Annotated in this window: 15 protein-coding genes; 5 read left to right on the forward strand and 10 right to left on the reverse strand. The window is 61.6% G+C overall.

Annotation, left to right across the window (positions count from 1 at the left end; translation table 11 throughout):
* The 3 genes from AC07YV_RS02210 to aqpZ all read left to right on the forward strand — a co-directional run bounded on the left by AC07YV_RS02210 (nt 1) and on the right by aqpZ (nt 3,484).
* Nucleotides 1–558 (forward strand): peptidylprolyl isomerase, encoded by a 558-nt coding sequence (locus AC07YV_RS02210; RefSeq protein ID WP_102698946.1) that lies wholly within the window; start codon nt 1–3, stop codon nt 556–558.
* Between the two features lie 94 nt (nt 559–652).
* A complete protein-coding gene (locus tag AC07YV_RS02215) occupies nt 653–2,485 on the forward strand; it encodes an ABC transporter ATP-binding protein (RefSeq protein WP_102698947.1) in 1,833 nt (610 codons plus the stop codon).
* Between the two features lie 300 nt (nt 2,486–2,785).
* On the forward strand, nt 2,786–3,484 hold the full coding sequence (aqpZ, locus tag AC07YV_RS02220) for an aquaporin Z (RefSeq protein ID WP_095963781.1): 699 nt from the start codon (nt 2,786–2,788) through the stop codon (nt 3,482–3,484).
* An 18-nt stretch (nt 3,485–3,502) separates the two neighbouring features.
* Here aqpZ and AC07YV_RS02225 read toward each other — a convergent pair whose 3' ends face one another.
* Nucleotides 3,503–4,627 (reverse strand): GNAT family N-acetyltransferase, encoded by a 1,125-nt coding sequence (locus AC07YV_RS02225; protein WP_102698948.1) that lies wholly within the window; start codon nt 4,625–4,627, stop codon nt 3,503–3,505.
* Nucleotides 4,628–4,907: 280 nt separating this feature from the next.
* Between AC07YV_RS02225 and AC07YV_RS02230 the strand changes: the two genes are divergently transcribed.
* Nucleotides 4,908–6,239 carry a putative porin gene (locus tag AC07YV_RS02230; protein WP_102698949.1) on the forward strand — a complete coding sequence of 444 codons (1,332 nt, stop codon included), beginning with the start codon at nt 4,908–4,910 and terminating at the stop codon, nt 6,237–6,239.
* 406 nt (nt 6,240–6,645) lie between these two features.
* Here the strand turns inward: AC07YV_RS02230 and AC07YV_RS02235 are convergent, their stop codons facing one another.
* The 3 genes from AC07YV_RS02235 to aceK all read right to left on the reverse strand — a co-directional run bounded on the left by AC07YV_RS02235 (nt 6,646) and on the right by aceK (nt 13,928).
* Nucleotides 6,646–7,767 (reverse strand): beta-ketoacyl-ACP synthase III, encoded by a 1,122-nt coding sequence (locus AC07YV_RS02235; RefSeq protein ID WP_102698950.1) that lies wholly within the window; start codon nt 7,765–7,767, stop codon nt 6,646–6,648.
* Nucleotides 7,768–8,109: 342 nt separating this feature from the next.
* Complete coding sequence (hrpA, locus tag AC07YV_RS02240) at nt 8,110–12,021, reverse strand: ATP-dependent RNA helicase HrpA (RefSeq protein WP_102698951.1); 3,912 nt, start codon at nt 12,019–12,021, stop codon at nt 8,110–8,112.
* 188 nt (nt 12,022–12,209) lie between these two features.
* Complete coding sequence (aceK, locus tag AC07YV_RS02245) at nt 12,210–13,928, reverse strand: bifunctional isocitrate dehydrogenase kinase/phosphatase (RefSeq protein WP_102698952.1); 1,719 nt, start codon at nt 13,926–13,928, stop codon at nt 12,210–12,212.
* Between the two features lie 181 nt (nt 13,929–14,109).
* Here aceK and AC07YV_RS02250 point away from each other — a divergent pair, with 181 nt between their 5' ends.
* Nucleotides 14,110–15,018: a DMT family transporter gene (locus AC07YV_RS02250; protein WP_102698953.1), complete on the forward strand. Its 909-nt coding sequence runs from the start codon at nt 14,110–14,112 to the stop codon at nt 15,016–15,018.
* Between the two features lie 132 nt (nt 15,019–15,150).
* Here the strand turns inward: AC07YV_RS02250 and AC07YV_RS02255 are convergent, their stop codons facing one another.
* The 6 genes from AC07YV_RS02255 to AC07YV_RS02280 form a co-directional block, all read right to left on the reverse strand.
* A complete protein-coding gene (locus tag AC07YV_RS02255; protein ID WP_102698954.1) occupies nt 15,151–16,731 on the reverse strand; it encodes an aldehyde dehydrogenase (NADP(+)) in 1,581 nt (526 codons plus the stop codon).
* Between the two features lie 34 nt (nt 16,732–16,765).
* On the reverse strand, nt 16,766–17,761 hold the full coding sequence (araD1, locus tag AC07YV_RS02260) for an AraD1 family protein (protein ID WP_102698955.1): 996 nt from the start codon (nt 17,759–17,761) through the stop codon (nt 16,766–16,768).
* A gap of 53 nt (nt 17,762–17,814) precedes the next feature.
* Nucleotides 17,815–18,990 carry an L-rhamnonate dehydratase gene (locus AC07YV_RS02265; protein ID WP_015096352.1) on the reverse strand — a complete coding sequence of 392 codons (1,176 nt, stop codon included), beginning with the start codon at nt 18,988–18,990 and terminating at the stop codon, nt 17,815–17,817.
* A 293-nt stretch (nt 18,991–19,283) separates the two neighbouring features.
* Complete coding sequence (locus AC07YV_RS02270; RefSeq protein WP_102698956.1) at nt 19,284–20,288, reverse strand: 4-hydroxythreonine-4-phosphate dehydrogenase PdxA; 1,005 nt, start codon at nt 20,286–20,288, stop codon at nt 19,284–19,286.
* A complete protein-coding gene (locus AC07YV_RS02275) occupies nt 20,285–21,244 on the reverse strand; it encodes an amidohydrolase family protein (protein WP_102698957.1) in 960 nt (319 codons plus the stop codon). Before AC07YV_RS02275 ends, AC07YV_RS02270 begins: the two co-directional genes overlap by 4 nt.
* A complete protein-coding gene (locus AC07YV_RS02280) occupies nt 21,237–22,577 on the reverse strand; it encodes an MFS transporter (RefSeq protein WP_102698958.1) in 1,341 nt (446 codons plus the stop codon). The genes AC07YV_RS02275 and AC07YV_RS02280 overlap by 8 nt, the downstream gene beginning before the upstream one ends.
* Nucleotides 22,578–23,024: the final 447 nt, after the last annotated feature.

Here is a 23,024-nt window from a genome sequence, read left to right on the forward strand (position 1 = left end):
ATGCTGAAAAAAATCGCCCTCGCCGCTGGCACCGTCCTGTTTGCCGCCAACCTGATGGCCGCAACGCCCGCCAAGGCGCCGCACGTTTTGCTGGAAACCACCAACGGCCAGATCGAAATCGAACTGGACCCGGTCAAGGCGCCGATCAGTACCAAGAACTTCCTTGAGTACGTCGACAGCGGCTTCTACAACAACACGATTTTCCACCGCGTGATCCCCGGCTTCATGGTTCAGGGCGGTGGTTTCACCCAGGCCATGCAGCAAAAAGAAACCAAGGCGCCGATCAAGAACGAACACAACAACGGCCTGGTCAACGTTCGCGGCACCTTGTCCATGGCCCGTACCTCGGTGCCTGACTCGGCCACCAGCCAGTTCTTCATCAACGTCAAGGACAACGACTTCCTTGACCAGGGTGATGGCTACGCCGTGTTCGGCAAAGTGGTCAAAGGCATGGACGTGGTCGACATCATCGTCAATTCGCCAACCACCGTTCGTAGCGGCATGAAAGACGTGCCGGCCGACCCGGTGTTCATCAAGTCGGCCAAGCGCATCGACTGAGACTAAGCTGGACAAGGATGTCCGAGCCGTTGCCGGCGTTTGCCGGCAACGCTCAAAACGTTAAAAGGAGAGCCCGCGCGCGGGCGAACAACTCATGCTTTATCGCCGTTTTGAAAAACTGATCGATGTTTTCCGTGAAGCACCGACGGCGTCTCCGCCGGACCGGGTTTTCCCTTTTTATACCTATTACCTCAAGCAGGTCTGGCCGAGCTTCGCCGCCCTGCTGATCGTCGGCCTGATTGGTGCATTGATCGAGGTGGCGCTGTTCAGCTACCTGAGCCGCATCATCGACCTGGCCCAAGGCACGCCGAACGCCAATCTGTTCCGCGAGCACGCCCTCGAACTGACCTGGATGGTGGTGGTGGCGCTGGTGCTGCGCCCCATATTCGTGGGCCTGCATGACCTGCTGGTGCACCAGACCCTGAGCCCCAGCATGACCAGCATGATCCGCTGGCAGAACCACAGCTACGTGCTCAAGCAGAGCCTGAATTTCTTCCAGAACGACTTCGCCGGACGCATCGCCCAGCGCATCATGCAAACCGGCAACTCGCTGCGTGACTCCGCCGTGCAAGCGGTGGATGCGTTGTGGCACGTGCTGATCTACGCCATCAGTTCGCTGGTGCTGTTCGCCGAAGCCGACTGGCGCCTGATGATCCCGCTGCTGACGTGGATCTTCGCGTTCATCGGCGCCCTCTGGTACTTCGTGCCACGGGTCAAGGATCGCTCGGTGGTGGCATCCGATGCGCGCTCCAAACTCATGGGGCGGATTGTCGACGGCTACACCAACATCACCACCCTGAAGCTGTTCGCGCACACCAACTTCGAGCAGCAATACGCCCGCGAAGCGATCAAGGAACAGACCGAAAAAGCCCAACTGGCCGGCCGCGTGGTCACCAGCATGGACGTGGTCATCACCAGCATGAACGGCCTGCTGATCGTCTGCACCACCGGCCTGGCCCTGTGGCTGTGGACGCAGTCGCTGATCAGCGTCGGGGCCATCGCCCTGGCCACCGGCCTGGTGATCCGCATCGTCAACATGTCCGGCTGGATCATGTGGGTGGTGACCGGCATCTTCGAAAACATCGGCATGGTGCAGGACGGCCTGCAGACCATCTCGCAACCGGTCAGCGTCACCGACCGCGACCAGGCCAAACCCCTGGCGGTGGCCCGTGGCGAAGTGCGTTTCGAGCAGGTGGACTTCCACTACGGCAAGCAGAGCGGGATCATCGGCGGCCTCAACCTGACCATCAAGGCTGGCGAGAAAATCGGCCTGATCGGCCCGTCCGGCGCCGGCAAATCGACTTTGGTGAACCTGCTGCTGCGCCTGTACGACGTCGAAGGCGGACGCATCCTGATCGACGGCCAGAACATCGCCGACGTCAGCCAGGAAAGCCTGCGCGAGCGCATCGGCATGATCACCCAGGACACCTCGCTGCTGCACCGCTCGATCCGTGACAACCTGCTGTACGGTAAACCCGACGCCACCGATGCCCAGCTCTGGGAAGCGGTGCACAAGGCCCGGGCTGACGGTTTCATTCCTGCACTGTCGGACGCCGAAGGCCGTACCGGTTTCGATGCCCATGTCGGTGAGCGCGGGGTGAAACTTTCCGGCGGCCAGCGCCAGCGCATCGCCATTGCCCGTGTGCTGCTCAAGGACGCGCCGATCCTGATCATGGACGAGGCCACCTCGGCGCTGGATTCGGAAGTCGAAGCGGCGATCCAGGAAAGTCTCGAAACCCTGATGCAGGGCAAAACCGTGATCGCCATCGCCCACCGGCTCTCGACCATTGCCCGGATGGACCGGCTGGTGGTGCTGGAAAACGGCAAGATCGCCGAAACCGGAACCCACGCCGAGTTGCTCGCCCATGGCGGCTTGTATGCGCGGTTGTGGCAACACCAGACGGGTGGGTTTGTCGGGATCGATTGAGTCCCTGAACAACACGCCAATCCCTGTGGGAGCGAGCTTGCTCGCGATGACGGAGTGTCAGTGGACAAAAATGGCGTCTGATCCACCGCTATCGCGAGCAAGCTCGCTCCCACAAGGATAAGCGTCATACCGAAGATTGAAAAAACCGCCAGGCCCCGTCAACAACGGGGCCTGGCGGTTTTTTATGCCTGCTGGAATTCTGAAAAAACCGTGCTGTACTCACTGCAACGTTCTGGAGGTGGTTCTGCAGTCCATCGGCTGGAGGCTCAAGGCAGCATAATCTCGAAAGGGCACTCTCTTATGTCTCTGTTAAAACGTTCGGCGACTGAGTTGGTAGGTACGTTCTGGCTGGTATTGGGTGGTTGCGGCAGTGCGGTGTTGGCCGCGGCTTTTCCAGAGGTAGGGATCGGCTTGCTCGGGGTGTCCTTCGCGTTTGGCCTGACCGTGCTGACCATGGCCTTCGCCATCGGCCATATTTCCGGCTGTCATCTCAATCCTGCGGTATCCCTCGGCCTGGTGGTGGGTGGGCGGTTTCCGGCCAAGGAGTTGCCGGCCTACATCATTGCCCAGGTCATTGGCGGCGTGATTGCTGCCGCCCTGCTGTACTTCATTGCCAGCGGCAAACCCGGTTTCGAACTGGCGGGAGGCCTGGCGTCCAACGGCTACGGCGAACACTCGCCCGGCGGCTATTCGATGGCGGCAGGGTTTGTCTGTGAACTGGTGATGACCGCGATGTTCATCCTGATCATCCTCGGCGCCACCGATAAACGTGCACCGGCAGGACTGGCGCCGATCGCCATCGGCCTGGGGCTGACGCTGATCCACCTGATTTCGATCCCGGTCACCAACACCTCGGTCAACCCGGCGCGCAGCACCGGCCCGGCGCTGATCGTCGGCGGCTGGGCGATTCAACAACTGTGGATGTTCTGGGTCGCACCACTGCTCGGAGCAGCAGTCGGCGGTGTGCTATATCGCTGGCTGGGCAAGGAAGACAACTGACACACCATAGGGTGAAGATCAGCCTTGTCGATAAGGCAAGGCTGACTTCGCATCCTCTGCATAAGCCAGCACCCCCAGCCGCTCCTGCTCCAGAAAGTCTTTCACCGCCGCCTTCAACCCCGGATGCCGCAGGTAGTGCCAGGAATGGGTGATGACAGGCTCGAATCCACGAATCAGTTTGTGCTCGCCTTGCGCACCGGCATCGAAACGCTGGAAACCGTTGGCAATGGCGTAGTCCATCCCCTGGTAGAAACAGGTCTCGAAATGCAGGCGATCGAACTCCGCCAGGCAACCCCAGTAACGACCATAAAAGCTGTCGCCCCCCACCAGACTGAACGCCATCGCCACCGGCCGTGACCCCTGCCTGGCCAGCACCACGCGAATCGACTCCGGCATGCGTTCGGCCAACAGGCTGAAAAACTCCCGCGTCAGATACGGCCTTTGCCGACGCACCGCGTACGTATTGGCGTAGCAGGCATAGACGAAATCCCATTGCGCCTGACTCAGTTCCCGCCCCTCCAGCCATTCAAACTCGACGCCCTGGCCGGCCACCTGCTCACGCTCCTTGCGCATCTGTTTGCGCTTGCGCGAACTGAGCATGTCGAGGAAGTCCTGGAAATCCCGGTAGCCGCGATTCTGCCAGTGATACTGACAGCCAACGCGCTGCAGCCAACCGGGTTGCTCGCTCAATGCTGCATCGGTGAATGGATCGGTGAAGTTGATGTGGGCACTGGAAAGCCCTTCGAGCTCAAGATAGCCCGGCAGACTTTTCAACAGTTCGAAACCGTCTTCGACCGTTGCCGCCAACAGCCGCGGACCGGTGACCGGACTGAACGGCACCGCGCTCAACAGTTTGGGGTAGTAATCGATGCCGGCGCGTTCGCAGGCATCGGCCCAGGCGTGATCGAACACGTATTCGCCGTAGGAATGCCACTTGCGATAACCGGGCAGCGCGGCGATCAGGCGATCACCTTCAACGTGCAGCAGATGCTCGGGCTGCCAGCCGGAATGGGGGCCGACACTGCCGCTGTCTTCCAGTGCACTCAAAAAAGCGTGACGCAGAAAAGGCTGGCTCTGCGGCACCATGGCATCCCAGGTCGGCGGGGCGATTTCTGACAGTTTTTGCAGGCGTTGCAACGGCATCACCGTCCTCACTCTTCATGGCGTGAAAGCTTCGCGAGTATCGCCTATCGCTCCACTTTGCACACGGGCAAAGCGACGACAGTGCTCTAACTCAACCGTTCACGGCAGCTTTGTATCGTCATGGACATGACATCACATTGCCACTGCTCTGTAATAAACCATCGCGATACTGGCGCCTGTTTTTAGAGCGCCGGGTTATACCCGGCCACAGTTTTCCGCCCCTAACGGTCGGTTGTGCCCCGGATGGCTCTGTCATCCCCTCTCATCTTCGGAGATTGATATGCGTCTTGCTTCCACGAAAACTGCGGCGGCCTTGTGCGGTGGCCTGTTGCTGGCCATGAGTGTTCCGGCCAGTGCCGCAGTCGACGCCAAACTGCTCGACATGCTCAAGGCTAACGGCTCGATCACCAACGCGCAGTACAGCGAATTGCAAGCCGAGCTGGCCAGGGATCAGAAAGAACAGCAGATTGCCCGTCAGGCTCAGCAAGAGACCAACGAGCAAATCGCGGCCACCGCGAAGAAAACCGACACGCTGAGCGCCTTCGACCAGAAGCTTGCCTGGGCGGCAAAGACCCAGTTCAAGGGCGACGTGCGCTTTCGTCAGGAAAACGTCCACAACGATGGCGTGCCAAACAACAAGGACCAGGATCGTCAGCGCATTCGTGCCCGCCTGGGTGCCTACAGCGAAATCAACCCGCAGGTCGACACCGGCATCCGTATCGCCACCGGCAGCAACGACGACGCTCGCTCGACCAACCAGGACCTGAACAACTACTTCGACAAGAAGCAGATCTGGCTGGACCAGGGTTACATCGACTACCACCCGGACGCGATCAAGAACCTGCACCTGGTTGGCGGCAAGATGCCGCAACAATGGGTGAGCATGGGCGACATCATCTGGGATAGCGACATCAACCCGGAAGGCCTGGCCGTCACCTACAAGTACCCGTTGAGCGGCAGCACCGAGCTGTTCGGTAGCGCCGGTCACTACACCCTCAAGGACAACGTCGACGGCGAAGGCGTGCAATTCAAGCACGACCTGCGTCTGTACGCTGGCCAGTTGGGTGCGCGCTTCGCCATCACCGACAGCATGAAAATGACTTTGGGCGGCAGTCTCTACGCCTACGACAACGATGACAGCAGCGCCTGCCCGACCTCGGGTACCGTTACTGCGCCATGCGCACTGGCCGTCAACGGCAACAGCCCGGGCGAACAGTTCAAACTGTATGAAGGCTTTGGTCAGCTGGACTTCAGCAACCTGCCGGTTCCGCTGTCGATCTACGGTCAGTACGTCAACAACACCGATGCCAGCAACGACCAGGACACTGGCTGGCTGGCCGGTGTGAAGTCCAAGCTCTACGGCTTCAACGTGGACTACAACTACCGCGATGTGCAGCGTAACGCTGTGGTGGGTGCCTTCACCGACTCCGACTTCGCCAACGGCTTCACCGGTTCGCGCGGCAGCAAGCTGAAAGTGAGCTACGACCTGGACAAGAACTTTGCCCTGGGCGCGACCTACTACATGGCGACCTCGGACCAGACCAACGCCAACATCAACAAGAAGGATTCGGACATCAACACCCTGCAACTGGATGCCGAAGCCAAGTTCTGATTCACCCCGCCACACGACTCGGGCAAGGAAGCCCGGGCCCCTTTTACAGCCTGGTGTTGATGTGTCGGTCCCCATCATCCTCCGATGCATCAACGCGAGACTGTTTTCTTATCCCAGCCTGCACCCATTCAATTGTGGCGAGCGAGCTTGCTCGCGCTGGACTGCGAAGCGGTCCCGGAACCAGCCACCGCGATTTTCCGGACATACCACCTCTGCCTGTTTTACGACGACTTCGTCGCCGAACGGGGGCAAGCCCCCTCGCCACAAAAGCCCTCAAGACAAAAACTCCGCGCAAAAAAAGATCGCAGCCTTCGGCAGCTCCTACAGGATTGGGTTTCAACGTGATATCACGGTGAATCCGGTCCTGTAGGAGCTGCCGCAGGCTGCGATCTTTTTAGCCGCAGAATCAGCGCTTGCGCAGCAACACGCTACCAATCGAGTAACCGGCGCCGAACGAGCTGAGCACGGCCAGGGAACCGGCGGCCAGATCGTCCTGGTTCTTGTGGAACGCAATCACGGAACCGGCGGAACTGGTGTTGGCGTAGGTGTCGAGAATCACCGGGGCTTCCTGTTCGGTCGCATCGCGGCCCAGCAGTTTCTTGACGATCAGGTGGTTCATGCTGAGGTTGGCCTGGTGCAGCCAGAAGCGCTTCACGTCGCTGATGTTGAGCTGGTTCTCTTGCAGATGCTCAGCGATCAGCTCGGCCACCATCGGGCAGACTTCCTTGAACACCTTGCGGCCTTCCTGCACGAACAGTTTGTCCTTGGCGCCGATGCCCTCTTCCGCCGCGCGGTTGAGGAAGCCGAAGTTGTTGCGGATGTTGTTGGAGAACTTGGTCAGCAGCTTGGTGCTGACGATGTCGAACTGATACTTGGACGTCGCCAGGTCGGCACGCTCGATGATCACCGCGGTGGCGGCATCGCCGAAGATGAAGTGGCTGTCGCGGTCACGGAAGTTCAGGTGGCCGGTGCAGACTTCCGGGTTGACCATCAGGACCGCGCGGGCCTGGCCCAATTGCACGCTGTTGGCGGCGGTCTGGATACCGAAGGTCGCCGAGGAGCACGCCACGTTCATGTCGAAGCCGAAACCCTGGATGCCCAGCGCTTCCTGGACTTCGATGGCAATGGCCGGGTAGGCACGTTGCAGGTTGGAGCAGGCGACGATCACGCCGTCGATGTCCGCTGCGGTCTTGCCGGCACGCTGCAGGGCTTGTTCGGCCGCGCCGATGGCCATCTGGCACAGCACCGACCACTCGTCGTTGGAACGTTCCGGCAGGCGCGGGGCCATGCGTTGCGGATCGAGAATGCCGTCCTTGTCCATGACAAAGCGGCTCTTGATGCCGGAGGCTTTTTCGATGAATGCGGCACTGGACTCGGTCAATGCCTGCACTTCACCGCGTGCGATGGCGTCGGCGTTGTCGGCGTTGAATTGCGCGACGTAAGTATTGAAAGACTGGACCAGCTCTTCATTGGAAATGCTGTTGGCCGGGGTGTACAGGCCGGTGCCGCTGATGACGACGTTATGCATGGTCGTGTCTCTAATCTGTTCAGGCAGAAAGTATTGGCACCGTCGTACCAACACACAAAGGGTCTATTCCCGTCCGGGGACGCAAACCTGGCATCGCTTTATTCCGACCTGCCCGCGACCGTGAAGGCTCAAAACCGCGGGGCCGGCATTTATAGGCGCGAAGTTTGCCATAAACATTGGGTTTTGGCGCCTTTTTGCTGGATGAACCCTACCTGCGGGCCATGCAAAACTGTGGGAGCGAGCTTGCTCGCGATTGCGGCCTGACAGGCAACATAGATGTTGAATGTCATGCCCCCATCGCGAGCAAGCTCGCTCCCACAGGGTATTGCAGTGGTCTCAGGTCTAGGGTTCGACCTGGCTCCACTGCTTGTTCAGGCGCTTGTCGGAGATCGGCACCTTGGTTCCCAGTTGCTGCGCAAACAGCGAAACCCGGTATTCCTCCAGCCACCAGCGATACAACTCCAGCTGCGGATCGCGCTTGCCTTCCTGGGCGTGTTTATTGGCGCGGGTCTGGTATTGCGTCCACAGGCCGCTCAATTCGCCGCTCCAGACCCGGTCGCGCTGCACCTGGGCAGCGATTTTTTCGAAACGCTGTTCGATGGCCTTGAGGTAACGCGGCAATTCCTTGAGCCACTGCATCGGTGTTTCCCGGACAAACCCCGGATAGACCAGGTGGCTGAGCTGCTGCTTGATGTCGTTCAGGGCCACGGCCTGCGCCAGGTCGATCTTGCCCTTGAAGCGTTTTTGCAGACCATGCCAGAGCTTGAGGATTTCCAGGGTCAGCTTCGCCACACGCTCGGCGTGCTCGGTCCAGGCGCCACGCTTGCGTTCGGCCAGGGACGCCAATCCGGCGCCATCGCGTGGCAGCGGGTCTTCACCTTCGAGAATGCAGCTGTCGAGGCTGGCCAGCAGAATGTCTTCCACCAGCGCATCGACACGCCCCATGTCGCGGTACAGCAGGCCCAGTTCGGTCAGGCCCGGCAACTTGCCGCGCAGGAATTTTGCCGACTCGGCCAGTTGCTGCATCAACAAGCGTTGCAGGGCACGGCGATGCTGGAACTCGGCCTCGGCCGGCGTCGAGAAACGCCCCTCCTTGACTGTGCCGCCCTCTTCCACCAGCGCCGGGTAGACCGTCATCGACAGCCCGGCGATCTTCTGCTGGGTTTTCTCGGCCACGGCGGCGAAGACTTTCGGCTCCACCGGCTGTTGGCTCTTCGCGGTTTGCGGCACCGCCAAGGCGGCCTGGCTGGCCTCGGCGAAACGCGCCGTCAACTCGGCCAGATCACGCCCTTCACCGAGGAACTTGCCCTGCCCGTCGACGATTTCCAGGTTCATCCGCAGATGGCTTTCGACCTGCTGTGCCGCCTCGGCCCAAGCTTCATCGCTGACCCGCGCACCGGTCATGCGCAGCAACTCGCGACCCAGGGCCTGGGGCAGCGAGCCCTCGGCAAAGGTCATGCGCTGCAAGGCAGCCTTGACGAAGTCCGGCACCGGCACGAAATTCTTGCGCAGGGCCTTGGGCAGGTTGCGCACCAGGGCAATGCACTTGGCTTCGATGACACCCGGCACCAGCCAGTCCAGGCGCTCCGGTGGCAGCATCGGCAACAGCGGTGCCGGCACGCGCAGGGTCACGCCGTCCCGTGGATGGTTCGGTTCGAAGTGGTAGCTGAGGGCCAACTCCAGATCGCCGATGTGCAGCGTATCCGGGTAATGCTGTGCGGTGACCTCGCTGGCTTCACGGGCCAGCACGTCTTCTTCGCGCATGATGAGCAGCTGCGGATCTTTCTGACTGTTGATCCGGTACCAGCTGTCGAAGGTCGCGGTCTGATGAATCTCCGCTGGCAGGCGCGCGTCGTAGAAGGCGTACAGGGTTTCTTCATCAGCCAGGATGTCACGACGGCGGGCCTTGGCTTCCAGTTCGTCGAGTTGTTCCAGCAACTGTTTGTTGGCCGTCAGGCACTTGGCCTTGGACTGAATCTCGCCGCGCACCAGCGCTTCGCGGATGAACAGTTCACGAGACACCACCGGATCCACCGGGCCGTAATGCACCGGCCGCCGGCCGACCACGATCAACCCGAACAGGGTGATCTGCTCGAACGCAACCACCTGGCCGCGCTTCTTCTCCCAATGGGGTTCGAAGTGGTTTTTCTTGATCAGGTGCCCGGCGAGCGGTTCGATCCAGTCGGCGTCGATCTTCGCCACCATGCGCGCGTAGAGCTTGGTGGTTTCCACCAGTTCGGCGGTCATCAGCCACTGCGGACGCTTCTTGCCGATGCCCGACGACGGGTGAATCCAGAACCGCCGCTGACGCGCGCCGAGGTAATCGCCCTCTTCGGTTTTCTGGCCGATCTGGCTGAGCAACCCCACCAGCACCGCTTTGTGCAGTTTCGGGTAATCCGCCGGCTCTTTATTGAGGCTCAACTGCATGTCGCGGCAGATCAGGCTCAACTGGCGATGGGAGTCGCGCCATTCGCGCAGGCGCAGGTAATTCAGGAAGTTCTTGCGGCACCAGTTGCGCAGCGGGTTGGCGGTCAGCGCCTGGCGTTGCTCTTCGAATCCGCGCCACAGGTTGACCAGACCGGCGAAGTCCGAGTCGGCGTCTTTCCACTGGGCGTGGGCCTGATCCGCCGCTTGCTGACGCTCCGGCGGTCGTTCGCGCGGGTCCTGGATCGACATGGCGCTGGCGACGATCAGCACTTCCTGCAAGCTGCCGAGCTTCGCCGCTTCCAGCAACATACGACCCATGCGCGGGTCCACCGGCAGCCGCGCCAATTGGCGCCCGAGCGGGGTCAACTGGCTGTTGCGATCCACCGCCGAGAGTTCCTGCAGCAGGTTGTAACCGTCACTGATGGCCTTGCCATCCGGCGGCTCGATGAACGGGAACGCGCTGACCTCGCCAAGGCGCAGGTGCAACATCTGCAAAATGACCGCCGCGAGGTTGGTCCGCAGGATTTCCGGATCGGTAAATTCCGGGCGACCGAGGAAATCTTCTTCACTGTACAGGCGCACGCAAATGCCCGGCTCGACCCGTCCGCAACGGCCCTTGCGCTGGTTGGCGCTGGCCTGGGAAACGGCTTCGATCGGCAGGCGCTGGACCTTGGCCCGGTAGCTGTAGCGGCTGATGCGCGCGGTGCCGCTGTCGATCACGTAGCGGATGCCCGGCACGGTCAGGGAGGTTTCCGCGACGTTGGTCGCCAGCACCACGCGTCGCCCCGGGTGCGACTGGAAAATCCGCTGCTGCTCGGCCGGCGACAGGCGCGCGTACAACGGCAGGATTTCGGTGTGCTTGAGCTGGGCCTTGCGCAGCATGTCGGCGGCGTCGCGAATCTCGCGCTCACCGGGCAGGAACACCAGCACGTCACCGGGACTGCGGCGCTCACTGCGCTCGTAGGCGGCAATTTCGTCGAGGGTGGCGAGGATTGCCTGATCCACCGTCAGGTCGTCCTCGACGCGGTTACCCTCTTCGTCCTGCTCAAGCGTCAGCGGGCGATACCAGGTGTCCACCGGGAAGGTACGGCCGGACACCTCGACAATCGGCGCATCGTCGAAGTGTTTGGAGAAACGCTCCAGGTCGATGGTCGCCGAGGTGATGATGACCTTCAGGTCCGGGCGGCGCGGCAGCAGGGTTTTCAGGTAACCGAGCAGGAAGTCGATGTTGAGGCTGCGTTCGTGGGCTTCGTCGACGATGATCGTGTCGTAGCGTTCCAGATAGCGGTCGTTCTGGGTTTCCGCCAGCAGGATGCCGTCGGTCATCAATTTGATCAGGGTATTGGAATCGCTCTGGTCCTCGAAGCGCACCTGATAGCCGACCAGGGCGCCCAACGGCGTGCCAAGCTCTTCGGCGACCCGGCTGGCCACGCTGCGCGCCGCGATCCGCCGTGGTTGGGTGTGACCGATCAAGCCATGCTGGCCGCGACCGATTTCCAGGCAGATCTTCGGCAACTGGGTGGTTTTACCCGAGCCGGTCTCACCGGCGATGATCAGCACCTGGTGCTTTTCCAGGGCCTTCTTGATTTCGTCGCGCTTGGCGGCAATCGGCAAACTGTCGTCGTAACGAATCACCGGCAGGCTGGCGCGACGCGCCAGCACCTGCTCACAGGACGCCTGCATGCGCGCCACCCACTGGCCCAGCTTGGCCTCGTCGGGTTTCTTGCGCAGCTCAAGCAACTGCCGCCGCAGCCGGTGGCGGTCGGCGAGCATGGCGTGATCGAGGTTTTTCAGCAGTTTGTCGATGGAGGGCGATTCGTCGGTCATCAGGTACGCAATTCAGTCGTCTAGTGGCGCAGGGTGGCGATTGTCGCAGATTTTACGACCGCTGCGCGGCCGATCGCGAGCAAGCTCGCTCCCACATGGGATCTATAGCGACCACAAAATCGGGGCACGCCACGGTCAAATGTGGGAGCGAGCTTGCTCGCGATCGATTGCAATGCAATCGCAGAGAACTACTCGTTATCGAGGCCCTTGCGCCGATACGGAAACACATCAATCACCTTCCCCGCCCGAATCGCCTCCTGCAGGCTCTTCCAGTAATCGGCGTTGTACAACTCGCCATGCAACTGATCGAACAACCGGCGCTGCCCCGAATCGGCAAACAGGAACGGCGGAAACTCTTCCGGGAACACATCCAGCGGCCCGATCGAATACCAGGGTTCGGACGCCATCTCGTCTTCCGGCGTGCGCGGTTGTGGAATGTGGCGGAAGTTGGCCTCGGTGAGAAAGCAGATTTCGTCGTAGTCGTAGAACACCACCCGGCCGTGACGGGTGACGCCGAAGTTCTTCAGCAGCATGTCACCGGGAAAGATGTTGGCCGCCGCCAGTTGCTTGATCGCCAGGCCGTAATCTTCCAGGGCTTCGCGCACCTGCGCTTCGTTGGCGTTTTCCAGGTACAGGTTCAGCGGGGTCATGCGCCGTTCGGTCCAGCAGTGACGGATCAGCACCGTGTCGCCTTCCACCGACACCGTGGAGGGCGCAACGTCCAGCAGTTCCTCCAGGCACGCCGGGTCGAACTTGCTCAGCGGGAAACGGAAGTCGGCGAACTCCTGGGTATCGGCCATGCGCCCGACGCGGTCGACGCTTTTCACCAGGCGGTACTTTTCGATCACCGTGGCGCGGTCGACGTTTTTCGACGGCGAGAAACGGTCCTTGATGATTTTGAACACGGTGTTGAACCCCGGCAGGGTGAACACGCTCATGACCATGCCGCGCACACCGGGGGCCATGATGAACTGGTCGTCGGTGTTGGCCAGGTGATTGATCAGCGCCCGGTAGAACTCCGACTTGCCGTGCTTGTAGAAGCCGATCGAGGTGTACAGCTCGGCGATGTGCTTGCCCGGCAGGATACGCCGCAGGAAGCCGATGAACTCCGCCGGCACCGGCACATCCACCATGAAATACGAGCGGGTGAAGGAGAAAATGATCGACACGTCCGCTTCGTCGGTGATCAGCGCATCGATCTGGATGCCGCGACCTTCCAGGTGCAGCAAGGGAATTGCCAGCGGCCATTGCTCGTCGGCGGTGTAGATGCGCCCCACCAGGTACGCACCTTTATTGCGGTACAGCACTGAAGAAAACAGCTCGACGCTCAGCTCCGGGTCCTTGCACACCCAGTCAGGCAGGTTCTCGCGCAGTTGCGCTTCGAGGCGTTTCAGGTCACCGGACAGGTCGGCGTAATCCTCGCTGAAGCGGTAGTCGGCGAAGATGCTGGCAAGCATCGCCGACAATTGGCCTTGCGGCTTGTAGGTGCGGGTTTGCGCGGCCCGGGCACGGCGCAGGCTCGGCCGGGTGGTGTGGATGAACATGCAGCCGTCGCTGATCAGGTCATGACTGAACAGCCCGCAGAAGATCGAGTTGTACCAGGTCTCGGACAATTCATCGTCGAAGCGCAGGTCGATCAGGCTGATGTAGGCACTTTTCACCAGTGGCCAGCAGCTGACGTCCAGGGTGTCGGCATCAAACGCGGTGCGCAGTCGCTCCACCGTTTCACTGACTTTATCTTCGTACAGATTGATCCGCGCCGCCGACGCCGATTGCGTCTCTTGCCACCGGGCCTGTTCGAAGCGGGCCCGGGCACCGTCGGTGATCTGCCGGAAATGCTCGCGGTAATCGTCAAAGCCATCGAGGATCAAACGGGCGATGTCGGCGGCTGGCCATTGCTGCGGCATGGTGAGACCTCTGCGGGAATTCGGGAGGCTTGAGCTTAGCCAGTGAACCGGGTGCAGGAGAAGCGTAATTTTCCAGGCGCCGCGTCATCGACGCCCTGAAGAGTTCAATGCCCGGTTTTCGGTTGCCATCGATCACACACTCAGCAACACTTTCGCCCCTCCCTCAAGGAAGGACCGCGCTGTGAACCCCATCGATATTTTCCGTTTACTGTCCCTGGCGGCTATTTGGGGTGCGAGTTTTCTGTTCATGCGCATCATCGCCCCGGTGATCGGCTCCCTGCCCACCGCGTTTTTCCGCGTGTCGATTGCCGCCGTCGGGTTGCTGGTGATTCTTGGCCTGATGCGCATCAGCTGGGACTTCAAGGGCAAACTCAAGACCGTGATGCTGCTCGGGGTGATCAACTCCGGCATCCCGGCGACCCTGTACTCCGTCGCCGCGCAGGTGCTGCCTGCCGGTTATTCGTCGATTTTCAATGCCACGACTCCCTTGATGGGCGTGCTGATCGGCGGCCTGTTTTTCCATGAAAGGCTGACGGGCGCCAAGCTCGGCGGCGTGTTCCTGGGATTGTTCGGCGTGGGTGTGCTGACCCGTGCCGGTCCGGTGGCGTTCGACATGTCACTGCTGATGGGGGCCGTCGCCTGCCTGCTCGCCACCACGTGCTACGGATTTGCCGGATTCCTCGCCCGCCGCTGGCTCGATCAGGCCGGCGGTCTCGATAGCCGTTTGTCGGCACTGGGCAGCATGCTTGGCGCGACCTTGTTCCTGTTGCCGCTGTTCGGCTACAGCGTGATCAGCCAGCCACCGGCGAGCTGGGGCGGCTGGAGCGTGTGGCTGTCGTTGCTGGGCTTGGGGCTAGGCTGCACGGCGTTTGCCTACATTATTTACTTCCGGCTGCTGAGCTCGATCGGTCCGGTGAAATCGATGACCACGACCTTCCTGATCCCGCTGTTTGGCGTGTTGTGGGGGGCGCTGTTTCTCGATGAGCCGCTGTCGATGGCGCATATCTATGGTGGGCTGTTGATTGCGTTGGCGTTGTGGTTGGTGTTGAAACCGGCTGCGGTGAAGCCGGGTTTGGTGGCTGAGCGGTAGAATTGTTGCGTGGTGGATGACGCCTTCGCGAGCAGGCTCGCTCCCACATTTGATCCGGGGGTTCACAAATCATGTGTTCACCGAAGATCCCTTGTGGGAGCGAGCCTGCTCGCGAAAGCGGCAGATCAGGCACTACAAGGCTGAATCACTCACCTCCCCATCCACCAACCGCCGAATCCCCAGCGGATTGCCGTTCTGCAACGCCTCGGGCAGCAGCGCGTCCGGATAATTCTGGAAGCACACCGGCCGCAGGAAGCGATCGATCGCCAGGGTGCCGACCGAAGTGCCCCGCGAGTCGGAGGTCGCCGGATACGGCCCGCCATGCACCATCGACTCGCAGACTTCGACCCCGGTCGGATAGCCGTTGAGCAGGATCCGCCCGACCTTCTCTTGCAACAGTTCCGCCAGCCAGCGGTACTCCAGCAGTTCGTCGGCTTCGCCAATCAAGGTCGCGGTCAATTGCCCGCGCAAGCCCTGCAATGCTGCCGCCAACTGCGCCCGATCCTCGACCTCGATGACGATGGTGGTCGGCCCGAACACTTCCTCCTGCAGCACCTCATCGCCCTTGAGCAACAGGCTGGCATCGGCCTTGAACACCTGTGGCTGCGCCTGATTGCCCTGTTGCGGCCGGCCCGCCAGATGGCTCAGGCCCGGATGTTCGTGCAGTTCGCCAAGGCCCCGGTTGTAGCTGGCCAGCGCGCCGGCATTGAGCATGGTTTGCGCCGGCTGCTGGTTCATGTGGGCGCAAAAAACCTCAAGAAAAGCACTGAACTGCGGCGAGCGCACACCAATGACCAGCCCGGGATTGGTGCAGAACTGACCACAGCCCAGGGTCACCGAACCTGCCAATTGCGCCGCGATCTGCTCACCGCGCACCGCGAGGGCTTGCGGCAGCAGGAACACCGGATTGATGCTCGACATCTCGGCGAACACCGGGATCGGTTGCGGCCGGTTTGCAGCCATGTGGCTCAGGGCATTGCCGCCCTTGAGTGAACCGGTGAAGCCCACCGCCTGAATCGCCGGATGCTTGACCAGCCATTCGCCGACACCACCGCCGTAGATCATGTTGAACACACCGGCCGGCATCTCGGTTTTTTCCGCGGCACGGATGATCGCGTCAGCCACCCATTGTGCGGTCGCCATGTGCCCGCTGTGGGCCTTGAACACCACCGGGCAACCGGCGGCCAGTGCCGAGGCGGTATCGCCACCGGCGGTGGAAAAGGCCAGCGGGAAGTTGCTGGCGCCGAACACCGCCACCGGCCCCAGGGCGATGCGGTACTGACGCAGATCCGGACGCGGCAGCGGTTGCCGGTCCGGCAGGGCGCGGTCGATGCGCGCACCATAGAAGTCTCCGCGACGCAGCACCTTGGCAAACAGGCGCAACTGGCCGCTGGTGCGGCCACGCTCACCTTGGATACGCCCGGCCGGCAACGCCGTCTCGCGACACACGGTGGCGACAAACTCATCGCCCAACCCGTCGATTTCATCGGCGATGGCGTCGAGAAACCGCGCGCGCTTTTCCGCACTCAGGTGGCGGTAGGTCGGGTAAGCCGCAGCCGCCGCTTTGGCAGCGGCATCCACTTCGGCTTCACTGGCCTGGAAGAAAGTTCCGGGCAAGGGCTCGCCGGTGGTGGCGTCGAGGCTTTGCAGCTGCAACGTGCCGTTGGCGCTGCGGCGACCGCCGATGTAGTTGTGTCCAGGAAACAGGCTCATGTGGATTCCTTGATCGATTGCAGACCTGCAGGGGTCAAAGTGTGCGTACCTGACCGATTGCCAGTGGCTGGGCGCTCTCGCCGATGCCGTTGACCAAAGGCGCACCGAACTCATCGAGACTGATCTGGAAGCTATCCCCCGGCTGGGTCTTCACACCGTCGGCAAACGACAGCGTGGCGGTACCGAAGTAGTGCACGTGAACATCACCGGGACGCAAAAACTGCGCGTACTTGAAGTGATGAAATTCGAGATTGGCCAGGCTGTGGCACATGTTGTCTTCGCCGCTGAGAAACTCTTTTTCCCAGATCGTCTGGCCGTTGCGCGTGATGCGGCTGGTGCCGACCAGATGCCTGGGCAATTCACCGACGCGCAGCTCCGGGCCAAAGGAGCAGCAACGCAGTTTCGAATGAGCGAGATACAGGTAGTTGCGCCGCTCCATGACGTGGTCGGAGAACTCGTTACCCAGTGCATACCCGACACGGTACGGCTGGCCGTCGTCGCCGATCACATACAGGCCGGTCAGTTCCGGCTCCTCACCGGCGTCCTCGGCAAACGGCGGCACCGGGAAATCCGCACCGGGACGCACGACGATGCTGCCGTCGCCCTTGTAGAACCACTCCGGTTGCGCGCCGACCTGCTCCGCCGCCGGTTTACCGCCCTCCAACCCCCACTTGAACATGCGCATGGTGTCGGTCATGCCGGCTTCGACTTCACCGTCGTGCTGGTGCATTTTGTCCCGCGTCGCGGCGCTGCCCAGATGGGTCAGGCCGGTGCCGCTGATCAGGCAATGGGCCGGGTCTTCATGGTCCAGCGGCGGCAGGACCTTGTGCTGCTGCAACAGCTGCGCATAATCCGGACCGGGTTCGCTGCCGCGCCGGGCGATTTCTTCTTGCAGGCTGCACTGGGCACGGATGGCGGCCAGGGCCAGTTCACGGGTACTGCGGGTATCGCGCAGCACCTGGACCCGAGCGCCCTCAACCACGCCAACCTGGCGTTGCCCATCGGTGTTTTCAAACTGAATCAGGCGCATGTCGGCCCTCCGAAAAGTCGTGGTGGGCGCCGCGAGAAAGCGGCGCCGGACGGTCACTCGATGATGTTGAAATCGCTCAGGTACTCATCGGAGATTTCCAGGCCCAGGCCCGGCTTGTTGTCATCCAGCTGGATGTAGCCGTTGACCGGTTGCGGCTCGCCCTTGAACACGTAGTAGAAGAGTTCGTTGCCGACTTCGACGTCGAACACCGGGAAGAACTCGGCCATCGGCGAAGCCGTGGTGGACATGGTCAGGTGGTAGTTGTGCATCTGCCCGGCATGGGGGATCACCGGCACCGACCAGGCCTCGGCCATGGCGTTGATCTTGCGCGCGGCGGTGATGCCGCCGACGCGGTTGGTGTCGTACTGGATCACGTCGACGGCGCGGCGTTCCAACAGGTCCTTGAAGCCGTAGGAAGTGAATTCATGTTCGCCGCCGGAGATCGGCATGATCCCCATCTTCTTCAGCTCGATGTAGCCTTCGATGTCGTCGGCGATCACCGGTTCTTCGAGCCAGCGCGGCTCGAACTCGGCCAGTTTCGGCAACATGCGCCGGGCATACTCGAGGGTCCAGCCCATGTAGCATTCGAGCATGATGTCGACGTCGGGACCGGCCAGCTCACGCAGGGCGCGCACTTGTTCGATGTTGCGGCGCATGCCCGCCGGACCGTCCTTCGGGCCGTAACCGAAGCGCATCTTCAGCGCGGTGAACCCCTGGCTCAGGTAGCCCTGTGCTTCTTCGAGGAACAGGTCGAGGTTGTCGTTGGCGTAGAGCTTGGACGCGTAGGTCCAGATCTTTTCCTTGGTGCGCCCGCCCAGCAGCTTGAACACGGGCTTGTTCACCGCTTTGCCCATGATGTCCCAGATCGCGATGTCGATGGCCGAGATCGCCGCCATGCCGATGCCCTTGCGGCCCCAGGCGTGGCTCTGGCGGTACATTTTCTGCCAGATGTATTCGTTGTCGAACGGGTCTTCGCCAATGGCGATCGGCGCCAGGTAGGTGTCGATGATTTCCTTGGCCACACGCGGCGCCAGGGCACAGTTACCGATGCCGACGAGGCCGGTGTCGGTCTCGACTTCCACCACCAGCCAGCCGTGGAAGCGGAACGAGCCCATGGCGTCGCCGCGCTCGAACAGGATGTCGCTGGCGTTGGTGCAGAAGTGCGCCTGAGGTGGCACGACCTTGCCTTTCCACTCGAAAACGCGGGTACGGATTGCTTTGATTTTCATGAATACGGTTTCCTTGCGCTGCCGGCTTCTTGTCATTGTGAGTCGCTGCGCAATGCCGCTCGGGTGGCGGTCTTGCGCATTCGATGGAGCGACTTTAGCCAGCGGCCAAGGGCTGCGGATAATCACTTATGCGTATCCGGCGATAACCTGGGGTGATAGCAAAAACTGATTAGTGGGCATATCGGGTTATCAGGGTGAAACAAAAAAAGATCGCAGCCTTCGGCAGCTCCTACAGAGGAATGCGATCCCCTGTAGGAGCTGCCGAAGGCTGCGATCTTTTGATCTTTCAGCAATCAGTAACTGTTGCCACCCATCCGGCACGCAATCTCGAACGCCTGGCGGATCGCGCCGACGTTGGCCTTGCCCTGCCCCGCGATGTCGAACGCGGTGCCATGGGCCGGGGTGGTGATCGGGATCGGCAGGCCGCCCTGCACCGTGACGCCACGGGAGAAGCCCATCAACTTGATCGCGATCTGCCCCTGGTCGTGGTACATGGTCACCACCGCGTCGAAGGCACTGGCATCGCCCTGGACCTTGAGGAAGATCGTGTCGGCCGGATATGGCCCGTCCGCCGCGATCCCCAGTGCCTGCGCCGAACGCACCGCCGGGCCGATGATGTCCAGTTCCTCGCGACCGAACGAACCGTTATCACCGTTATGCGGGTTCAGCCCGCAGACGCCGATGCGCGGCTTTTCCAGCCCGTTGCGCTTGAGCGCGGTGTCGATCAATTGAATCGCTTCCACCACCCGTTGCTGACTGAGCAGGCCCGGTACATCGGCCAGGGCCACATGGGAGGTCACCCGCGAAGTCCAGAGATTGTCGAGCACGTTGAATTCGCAGAACGGTCCATGGAAATCCAGCAGTTCGGCGAACCAGTGCAGCTCATCGCTGTGGGCCATGCCGGCCATGTGCAGTGAAGTCTTGTTCAATGGCCCGAACAACACGGCGTCGGTGATGCCCGCTTCGGTCAGGCGCAGGGCTTTTTCCAGGGTGTCGAGGCTGTAGCGGCCACCGATGACGCTGGCCTCGCTCCGCGGAAATTCACCGAGGGTGTCACCGCGAAAGTCATAGAACAGCGGCGTGTCATCGACGAATGCCAGCTGCTCCAGGGACTCGACGCGACGATAGGGAAATTCCATCCCGGCAATGCGCATGCCGCGACGCATTTCCGCTTCGTCGGCAATCAGGATCACATTGGCCTGGGCACTCACTTCAGGCTCGCCCAACAGGCGCGCAATCAGCTCAGGGCCGATGCCCGCCGGGTCCCCCAGGACCATCGCGATGGTGGATTTGCTCATGCTTCACTCCTCAAGGGTTCAGGCTGCGCCCGCTCATTGGCGCAAGGTTCGCAGCGATAGACCCGCTGCGCGTTGCTGTAGAAAAGTCGTTCCTGATCGGCTGTCGGCAGATCGGCGACGATGGATTTGAAACCGCTGTAGATGTCGTCGAACGAGCCGCACAGGCTGTCCACGGGGAAGTTGCTGGCGAACATCGCCCGATGGCTGCCGAACATGGCGATCACCTCGCGCACGATCCAGGCGTTGTCCTTGGCGCGCCAGCGCTGGCCGCCCTGCCCCAGGCCGGAAATCTTCACCTGCACGTTCGGCCACTGCGCCAGCCGCGCCATCGCCAGACGCCAGCCCGCCAGGCCTTCGGCACTGCGGTCATTGGGCAAACCGGCGTGGTTGAGAATCAGCGTGATGCCGGGAAAATCCCGGGCCAGGCGTTCGGCCTCGTGCAGGTTCCACCAGGGTGTCTGCAAGTCGAAATGCAGCCCCAGCCCTTCAAGCGCGGCGTAACTGCGGCGCCAGTGTTCGTCACTCATCAGGCTGCGCATGTGCCCCACCTGCGCCGGCGCGATCGGGCCACCGGGTTTGTGGCGCACGCTGCGCACATGCTTGAAACGCGCCTGCTCGGTGAGCACATCGATAGCGTCCGGATGATCGAGCCAGGCTTGCGCCACGACCGCATTGGGTACGCCGTAGCGGGCCGCCAGTTGCTCGATGAAACGGGTCTCGCCAATCGGGTCCTGGGGGTTCCACTCGGTCTCGACGTACACCGTTTGCACGACGTTATGCGAACCTGCGTCGGCGAAGTAATCCTCGGGAAAATAGCGGCGCTTGATCGCGCTGTAGTCTCCGTAGCGAAAGGGTATGTTGGCCTCGGGGGCAAGCCATGGGTGGTCGTTGACGGTCGGGTCCCAGAAGTGATGATGGGCGTCGATGATCGGGCCATTCCACAACGCATTAGTCATGGCGCACCTCATCCAGGCTGATGAACAAGGTCGCCAGCACGAAGACTGCCGAGCACGCCGCGAAGAACCCGAGCACCGGGGCAAAACCACCGGTTGCCTGCAGGATCACGCCCACCAGGATCGGTACCGCGATGCCGCCGGAGCTACCGGCCATGTTCATCACGCCGCCGATCAAACCGACCCGCGCCGGCGCCGCCAGCAGCGCCGGGAAGCTCCAGTAGAGGCTGCCCCACATCAGGAAGAACGCGGTCATGGCCAACAGCGCCACCGCCGCAAAAGGATTGCTCAAGGTCGGCAGCAACAGGAATGCGCCGAGGGCCACCAGCCCGGAAAACGCCAGCAGGCTCTTGACCGCCACCCCGCGACTCACGCCTTTGCGAATCAAGCCATCACAGAGGAAACCACCGGTCAACGAACCGAGTGCACCGCAGACAAAAATCACGAAGGTCGCCGCACCAATCCCCTTGATATCGAAACCCCGGGCCTGGGCCAGGTAACTCGGACCCCAGGTCAGCAAGCCGAAATACACCATCGCCCAACTCGCCCTGCCGATCAGCAAACCGCTGAGCGAGCGCGGCGCAATACCCAGCCCCTTGACCGGCGCCCGGGCCGCTTCGGCGGCGGGCGTGGCGCGGCCGGCGTTGATTTTCTCAAGCTCCGCCGCATTGACTTGCGGGTGACCGGCCGGGTCATCGCGCAGATAACGCCGCGCCAGCCAGGCCAGCACCAGAGTGGCGATACCGGCGATCACGAAGGCCAGGCGCCAGGAGTCCAGCGAGGCAATCAGCCAGGCAATGATCAACCCGCCTAGGGCCACGCCCAACGGGCTGCCGCTGTCCATCAATACCGCGCCGCGACTGCGTTCGCTGGGGGCCAGCCACAGGGAAATCAGCTTGCCGCCCGACGGGAACAGCGGTGCTTCGGCGGCGCCCAGTGCAACCCGGGCAAACAACAACGACAGGCCGCCGGTAGCAAACGCCGCCAGCACCTGAAACGTGCCCCACAACCCGGTGGACCAACTGATGACCCGATGCGGGCCGAAGCGGTCGATCAGCCAGCCGCCGGGAATCTGCAACAGTGCGTAGGCCCAGAAAAAGCTGCTGAGGATCAGCCCTTGCAAGCTCGGCGACAGGGAAAACTCATGGGCGATGGTCGGCATTGCAATGGACAGCGACACCCGGTCGATCAGGTTGACCATGGTCAGCGCGAAGATGATCGCGAAGATCCGCCAGCGCACGCTGCTGGCCTTGACGGCGCAGCTCTGCGCGGGTGCCGCGGCCTGGGGCTGGATATCCGCGCCGGCCAGGTTCAGGGATGCACTGGAACGAGCCATGGTGCGTACCTCTTTTATTATTTTTGTGGAGACTGCAGCGCCGCTTCCTGGCGACATTTGTGAGCACTATCGAAGGCTCGCTGATAACCGTCTAATCAAAACTTGAAATCAGGCGATAGCCTCGGGTTATGTCATGCCCTGCTTTCAACGACCTTTCAACGTTGCCACGCATTCTTTTCTGTAGGAGCGAGCCTGCTCGCGATGGTCTTCAACGAAAACACGTGCTTCCTGAATTAACGCGGTGCCCTTGAGTCCATCGCGAGCAAGCTCGCTCCTACAGCAGTCAGTAGTCAGTAGTCAGTAGTTTGCCGAGCTATAACCCCAGGCTATCGGTGTATGTATTGTTTTGACTAGACGCCGTGCCCGCACCTTCACACACTCGGGCCAGGCTTGCGGCTTTACCGCGCAAAAAAGCCGCTCATAACAATTACAAGAACATGAATACGA

It is taken from the genome of Pseudomonas sp. GW456-E7 (assembly GCF_059424105.1).

Bases quoted from the DNA above. Each gene is read 5' to 3' on its own strand.
- aqpZ (WP_095963781.1), top strand. From the start codon at position 2,786: ATGTCTCTGTTAAAACGTTCGGCGACTGAGTTGGTAGGTACGTTCTGG.
- hrpA (WP_102698951.1), bottom strand. From the start codon at position 12,021: ATGACCGACGAATCGCCCTCCATCGACAAACTGCTGAAAAACCTCGAT.
- araD1 (WP_102698955.1), bottom strand. From the start codon at position 17,761: ATGCGCCTGATTCAGTTTGAAAACACCGATGGGCAACGCCAGGTTGGC.
- AC07YV_RS02210 (WP_102698946.1), top strand. From the start codon at position 1: ATGCTGAAAAAAATCGCCCTCGCCGCTGGCACCGTCCTGTTTGCCGCC.
- AC07YV_RS02225 (WP_102698948.1), bottom strand. From the start codon at position 4,627: ATGCCGTTGCAACGCCTGCAAAAACTGTCAGAAATCGCCCCGCCGACC.
- AC07YV_RS02235 (WP_102698950.1), bottom strand. From the start codon at position 7,767: ATGCATAACGTCGTCATCAGCGGCACCGGCCTGTACACCCCGGCCAAC.
- AC07YV_RS02275 (WP_102698957.1), bottom strand. From the start codon at position 21,244: ATGACTAATGCGTTGTGGAATGGCCCGATCATCGACGCCCATCATCAC.
- AC07YV_RS02270 (WP_102698956.1), bottom strand. From the start codon at position 20,288: ATGAGCAAATCCACCATCGCGATGGTCCTGGGGGACCCGGCGGGCATC.
- AC07YV_RS02230 (WP_102698949.1), top strand. From the start codon at position 4,908: ATGCGTCTTGCTTCCACGAAAACTGCGGCGGCCTTGTGCGGTGGCCTG.
- aceK (WP_102698952.1), bottom strand. From the start codon at position 13,928: ATGCCGCAGCAATGGCCAGCCGCCGACATCGCCCGTTTGATCCTCGAT.
- AC07YV_RS02255 (WP_102698954.1), bottom strand. From the start codon at position 16,731: ATGAGCCTGTTTCCTGGACACAACTACATCGGCGGTCGCCGCAGCGCC.
- AC07YV_RS02215 (WP_102698947.1), top strand. From the start codon at position 653: ATGCTTTATCGCCGTTTTGAAAAACTGATCGATGTTTTCCGTGAAGCA.
- AC07YV_RS02265 (WP_015096352.1), bottom strand. From the start codon at position 18,990: ATGAAAATCAAAGCAATCCGTACCCGCGTTTTCGAGTGGAAAGGCAAG.
- AC07YV_RS02280 (WP_102698958.1), bottom strand. From the start codon at position 22,577: ATGGCTCGTTCCAGTGCATCCCTGAACCTGGCCGGCGCGGATATCCAG.